General features: G+C 55.2%; 6 protein-coding genes. 2 read left to right on the forward strand and 4 right to left on the reverse strand.

What is annotated here, in order from left to right:
* Positions 1-90 precede the first annotated feature (90 nt).
* On the reverse strand, positions 91-1,137 hold the full coding sequence (gene mnmA / locus KKG35_17210) for a tRNA 2-thiouridine(34) synthase MnmA (protein ID MBU1739872.1): 1,047 nt from the start codon (positions 1,135-1,137) through the stop codon (positions 91-93).
* 102 nt (positions 1,138-1,239) lie between these two features.
* Here mnmA and KKG35_17215 point away from each other — a divergent pair, with 102 nt between their 5' ends.
* Both KKG35_17215 and KKG35_17220 read left to right on the forward strand, forming a co-directional pair.
* The gene (locus KKG35_17215; protein ID MBU1739873.1) at positions 1,240-2,478 is read left to right on the forward strand and encodes a U32 family peptidase; all 1,239 of its coding nucleotides are present in this window, start codon (positions 1,240-1,242) and stop codon (positions 2,476-2,478) included.
* A 378-nt stretch (positions 2,479-2,856) separates the two neighbouring features.
* Entirely contained in the window at positions 2,857-3,549 is a 693-nt protein-coding gene (locus KKG35_17220) for a hypothetical protein (GenBank protein ID MBU1739874.1), read from the forward strand.
* A 62-nt stretch (positions 3,550-3,611) separates the two neighbouring features.
* Here KKG35_17220 and KKG35_17225 read toward each other — a convergent pair whose 3' ends face one another.
* The 3 genes from KKG35_17225 to KKG35_17235 form a co-directional block, all read right to left on the reverse strand.
* On the reverse strand, positions 3,612-4,022 hold the full coding sequence (locus KKG35_17225; protein MBU1739875.1) for a response regulator: 411 nt from the start codon (positions 4,020-4,022) through the stop codon (positions 3,612-3,614).
* Positions 4,023-4,067: 45 nt separating this feature from the next.
* Positions 4,068-4,265, reverse strand: a complete 198-nt coding sequence (locus KKG35_17230) for a hypothetical protein (protein MBU1739876.1) — start codon at positions 4,263-4,265, stop codon at positions 4,068-4,070.
* A gap of 308 nt (positions 4,266-4,573) precedes the next feature.
* On the reverse strand, positions 4,574-4,798 hold the full coding sequence (locus KKG35_17235) for an amphi-Trp domain-containing protein (protein MBU1739877.1): 225 nt from the start codon (positions 4,796-4,798) through the stop codon (positions 4,574-4,576).
* Positions 4,799-4,962 lie beyond the last annotated feature (164 nt).

Genomic DNA, 4,962 nt, shown 5'->3' on the forward strand with positions numbered 1-4,962 from the left:
CCCTTCTCAAACCCGCTCAAAAAGGCGGCCGATTCAAACTGGTTCACCTTGCAGCCCAGGGTCGACAGGGCGACTCTTTTTTTTCTTTTCTCACTCATCCAGACGCCTGATTACCCCTCCCCCGACAACCTCATCCCCATCATACAGCACGGCAAACTGACCGGGGGTCACCGCCCGCTGGGGTTCATTAAAATGGATCACCATATTCGGACCATCCGGTATAATTTCAGCCGGAACCGCCTGGTGTCGATAGCGAATCCGCACCTCATAGCCGGCGGGGAGATCCGGAGCTGTTCCCGAAATCCAGTTCATTTGAGAGACCTTTACCTGCCCACTGAAAAGATCAGCTTTCCGACCCACCACAACCTGATTGGTCTTTACATCAAGGGCAACGACGTAATAGGGGGTCGCATCAGGAATCCCGAGGCCGCGCCTCTGTCCGACGGTAAATCGATGAATGCCGCTGTGCTCACCGACCTCCTTCCCGTCCACGGTGACCACCTTTCCCGGAACGGCGACAACTTCCCCTGCTTCGATGAAATCCCCGACATTTGTCTCCTGCAGAAAGCAGACGTCCTGGCTCTCTTCACTTCTGGTGAATTCCAGGCCGAGTTTCCCGGCGCTTGCATACACCTCGTCCTTTCTTCTCTTGCCAAGGGGAAACCGGACCCTCGACAACTGCTCCTGATCGAGCAGGCACAAAAAATAGGACTGGTCCTTGGTCGGATCGAGCCCTTTCCGCAGATGGTATGTCCCGTCATCTCCGGCATCCACCCGGACATAATGGCCGGTCGCCAGCAGCTCATTGCCGGAGGCCAATGCGTGTTGCAGCAGAAGCCCGAACTTTACATGCCGGTTACAGATCACACACGGGTTCGGGGTCAGACCGGCACAATAGCTGGCGCGAAAATAGTCGAGCACTTTTGCCGAGAACTCTTCGTGCAGATCGACCACATCCACTTTTACCCCGATCTTTGCCGCGACCGCCCGGACCCTCGCCACCTGCCGGAGAATGTTCGGCTGGGCCAGCGACATGAAGATGCCCCGGACCTCATAGCCCTCCTCCTGCAGCAGGGCAGCGGTTACGGTGCTGTCCACCCCGCCGCTCATTGCGACCGCTATTTTCCCTTTGCTCATATTTTCTTCACGCCGACTTGCAAAACCCACCCCACGAAGAGTATGGTAGTCCCCTGTCCCGGGGAGAGCTAACCATACATTCAAAAAAACCAAAATGCCATGATGAAAAAACCTGAACTGCTGGCCCCGGCCGGCAACTTTGAAAAACTCCGCACCGCCATCCATTACGGCGCCGATGCGGTCTATCTGGGCGGCCAAAAGTACAGCCTGCGCGCCCATGCCACGAATTTCACCGACCAGGAAATCGCCCGGGGGGTTGCCTACGCCCACGAGCGGGGGGTGAAGGTCTACGTGACAGTCAACATCCTCGCCCATAACCGGGACCTCGACACCCTACCTGAATATCTGGAAACCCTGGCCCGGAACGGGGTCGACGGACTGATCGTTTCCGATCCCGGAATTTTGCGGATCGCAAAAAAACACGTACCGAGCCTTCCGGTCCATTTAAGCACCCAGGCCAATGTGACCAACCTGGAAAGCGCCCGCTTCTGGGAGGACCAGGGCGTCAAAAGGATCAACGCCGCCCGGGAACTCTCGCTGGCGGAGATCGTGAAAATCAGGGAGGCGACCGATCTCGAGGTTGAAGTCTTCGTCCACGGCGCCTTGTGCATCTCCTATTCGGGCCGCTGCCTCTTAAGCAGCTATCTCACCGGCCGCAGCGCCAACCAGGGCGACTGCGCCCACCCCTGCCGCTACAGCTACGCGCTGACCGAGGAAAAAAGGCCGGGGCAATACTTCCCGGTGGAGGAAGATGAACGGGGAACCTATATCTTCAACTCAAAGGACCTCTGCCTGTTGCAACGGCTGCCGGAACTGATGAAAAGCGGTGTCGACAGCTTGAAGATCGAAGGAAGGATGAAATCCGTCTACTATACCGGCGCGGTGGTCCGAACCTACCGGGCGGCACTGGACCACCTGGCTGACCTCTGGCCGACAGTGGAAACCGGCGCCCTGCCAAAGCTTGAAGAAAGGTTCATGACCGAACTGCACAAAATCGGCTCCCGCGGCTATACCGAGAACTTTTTCGATGAGCCCCCTGGCCCGGGCGACATGCTCCATAACGAGCCGAGAATCACCCCCAGCCACGAACCGGCAGGGATCGTGCGCGTGGAAAACGACCGGGTCCGGATCGAGATCCGCTCTCCGCTTTTCCCGGGAGATTCCGTGGAATATCTTGGCAAAGGTCTTGAAAGCACGAGCCACATGGTCCACAAGATATTCAATGAGGACGGCGAAGAACTGGAAAAGGCCAACCCCGGGAATCTGGTGACCCTGGAGATCGGGCTTACTGAAGTCCGCTGGCAGGATGGCGCGCTGCTCAGAAAAAAAGCAGGCCATTAACCGAACCGGCCCGGGACGGCTGGTGCCAGGCACCAAAAAACAGCTCTATCCCTCACCAACCACACCATCTGCTTGAGACCAGAGCGCGTCGCTTGAAGCCGTTTTACCGCAGATCCTTGCCTGACTCCCCCTCCCCCCCCTTTTTTCCCTGCCTTCGGCATGCTGCCGACTTACCGCTTGATCGAGCCTTAAAAACCGCAGACCACCGCAAAAATAACTGTATAAGATTGCCAGGAATGTGGTAGATATCACGACGAGGGTTGCCGGTGAAGTTTCACCGGGAAAGGCCTGCTTTGAACCGGCCTGGCTTTTCGGCCTTCTGTTCTGTCATGATGCAACAATAAGCTTGTGGTGCGATTTTACTGGGGAAAAACACTGATGCGTGAAATCCTGATCAAATACATTTTTACCTGGCAAAAGGGCAGGCAGGCCTTTGAAATTGAGATCGATGCCCAGACCCTGACTCTGAAAGAAAAGACCCTGCTCGGCCTGCCGGACTGGACCAGGCTTGATTTCTATCAATGCCCGAACTGCCCTTTGCATGCTGACAAGGTTCCCCATTGTCCTGCGGCGGTGAGCCTGATCCCGGTGGTGAAAAAGTTCACCGACGTTGATTCGGGCGATGAAATGGAGGTGGAGGTTTCTCTCTACGGACGGCGGATCATCCAGAAGGCCTCCGCCCGCCGCGCCATCAGATCGATCATGGGCGTTCTTTTCGCGGTGAGCGGCTGCCCCCGGACCAGATTCTTCAAGCCGATGGTCCGCCACCATCTCCCTCTGGCGACCGAGGACGAAACGGTTCTGCGGGCCGTTTCAATGTACATGCTCGCCCAGTATTTCAAATACCAGAACGACAGCGAAGTCGACCTGACCCTGGACGGCCTGAAAGAGCTGTACCGGGAAATTCAGGTGGTCAACATGACGATGGCTGAAAGATTGCAGGCCATGGGCGGTACCGCGTCGTCCGTCAACGCGATGATTCTGCTGGACATGTATGCCCAGGCGATCCCTTCCGCGATCGAATATTCCCTGTTCGACCTGAAGTACCTTTTCGACTCGTATATCGACTGATCTTTGCCACCCCCCTCCTTACCGCCTGAAGAATCGACAGAGGTAGCCTCTTCAAGGCAGGACTATTCCGAAACCGGTAACCCGACCTCGCGGATTTTGGCAAAAAGCAGCGTGTGGGTGAGCGGCTTGACAAGGTAGGCATCGCAGTCCGCCTGGGCGGCTGCGATTACGACCGCTTTTTCAGACAGGGCCGAGGTCATGATCACTTTAGACCTGTTGCCGGAATGCAATCCTTTCCGCCTTTCCATTTCCCGGATCGTTTTGAGGACGGCCAGGCCGTCGACTTCCGGCATCATGATGTCGAGGCAGATGAGATCGTAAGGGCGCCCGCTCTCCAGAGTCTTTTCGACCGCCGAAATGGCCTCTTTACCATGGGCGGCAACCTCGACGTCCCCGAGATCGGCAAGAAAATCACTTAATAACTCCCGGGAGATCGAATCGTCTTCAACGATCAGGATTTTTATTTTTGCCATGAGCGGAATCCATTATGCTCTATGGAGAGGCGAGGGTAGCCCCCTTCAGTTTTTATGAAGGTACAGGAAGTACAGACAGTTTTTGCAGAAAACAATCTTGTTTTCCATGTTGATCGGTTCGGCTGATTTGGCGATGCAGGGAGTCAATACCGGGTCAACCTCCCAGCAGCTCTTTTCTTCCTCGGTAAACATGATGCATCTCTCTTCCTTGCAACCAAAAAAATCGTGGCATTTTACAGTCATGGTGTCGCGGTGCAGCTCCGGTTTTATCTTTGGGAATTGATCCTGTTACGGATAGATCCTGTGCCTTATACCTGACCCACGCCGTTTGATCAACCGAAAATCGCCACAATGTGTCACTGCACAAAGATACCCCCGGGGCTTTTAACCAGAATGAATATTGGGCGGGATTGTGGCGCCGGTAAAATGAAATCGGCAGATCCTATTGACCTTTCCGGTCAACGGACCGGGCAAGGCGAAAGCCGATTGCCTTGGTGCTTCTGTCGGGACGATGATTCTGCCGATTCGTGGCCCGGCCGACCAGCGGGATATTACCGGTTTGACCATTTGATCTGAAATTCGATCTCTTCTTCCGTCCCTTCCCTTTCGTGTTCAATATTGAATCTGGCCCGGACCGGAACATAGATCCGTTCCCCGGCGATCCGGATTTCAAACTTTTCCCCGCTCTCCAAAGCGTTCGCCAGGCGCCTCAGTTTTGCCACGAATTGCGGCATTGAATAGGTCTTCTCGACATCCCTTTCTTTTTTTGCCGTCATCCCTCAACTCCTCTCAATTTTTGCTAGTGTCGCGTCAAGGATGAAATGTCATACTATTTCTCCGGCATTTTTTGTGCCGGCAAGGCATGTGTTTGGTTGCATAGCAGCGCTATGCAACCAAACACGTAACGCAGGAGGCGCGAAAAATGACGAGAAAGAGGTGA

Source organism: Pseudomonadota bacterium, from assembly GCA_018823285.1.
Classification (GTDB): Bacteria; Desulfobacterota; Desulfobulbia; order Desulfobulbales; family JAGXFP01; genus JAHJIQ01.

What these genes read in the sequence shown, in the direction of transcription:
- KKG35_17215 (MBU1739873.1), top strand. Translation starts at nt 1,240, where the DNA reads ATGAAAAAACCTGAACTGCTGGCCCCGGCCGGCAACTTTGAAAAACTC.
- mnmA (MBU1739872.1), bottom strand. Translation starts at nt 1,137, where the DNA reads ATGAGCAAAGGGAAAATAGCGGTCGCAATGAGCGGCGGGGTGGACAGC.
- KKG35_17220 (MBU1739874.1), top strand. Translation starts at nt 2,857, where the DNA reads ATGCGTGAAATCCTGATCAAATACATTTTTACCTGGCAAAAGGGCAGG.
- KKG35_17230 (MBU1739876.1), bottom strand. Translation starts at nt 4,265, where the DNA reads ATGACTGTAAAATGCCACGATTTTTTTGGTTGCAAGGAAGAGAGATGC.
- KKG35_17235 (MBU1739877.1), bottom strand. Translation starts at nt 4,798, where the DNA reads ATGACGGCAAAAAAAGAAAGGGATGTCGAGAAGACCTATTCAATGCCG.
- KKG35_17225 (MBU1739875.1), bottom strand. Translation starts at nt 4,022, where the DNA reads ATGGCAAAAATAAAAATCCTGATCGTTGAAGACGATTCGATCTCCCGG.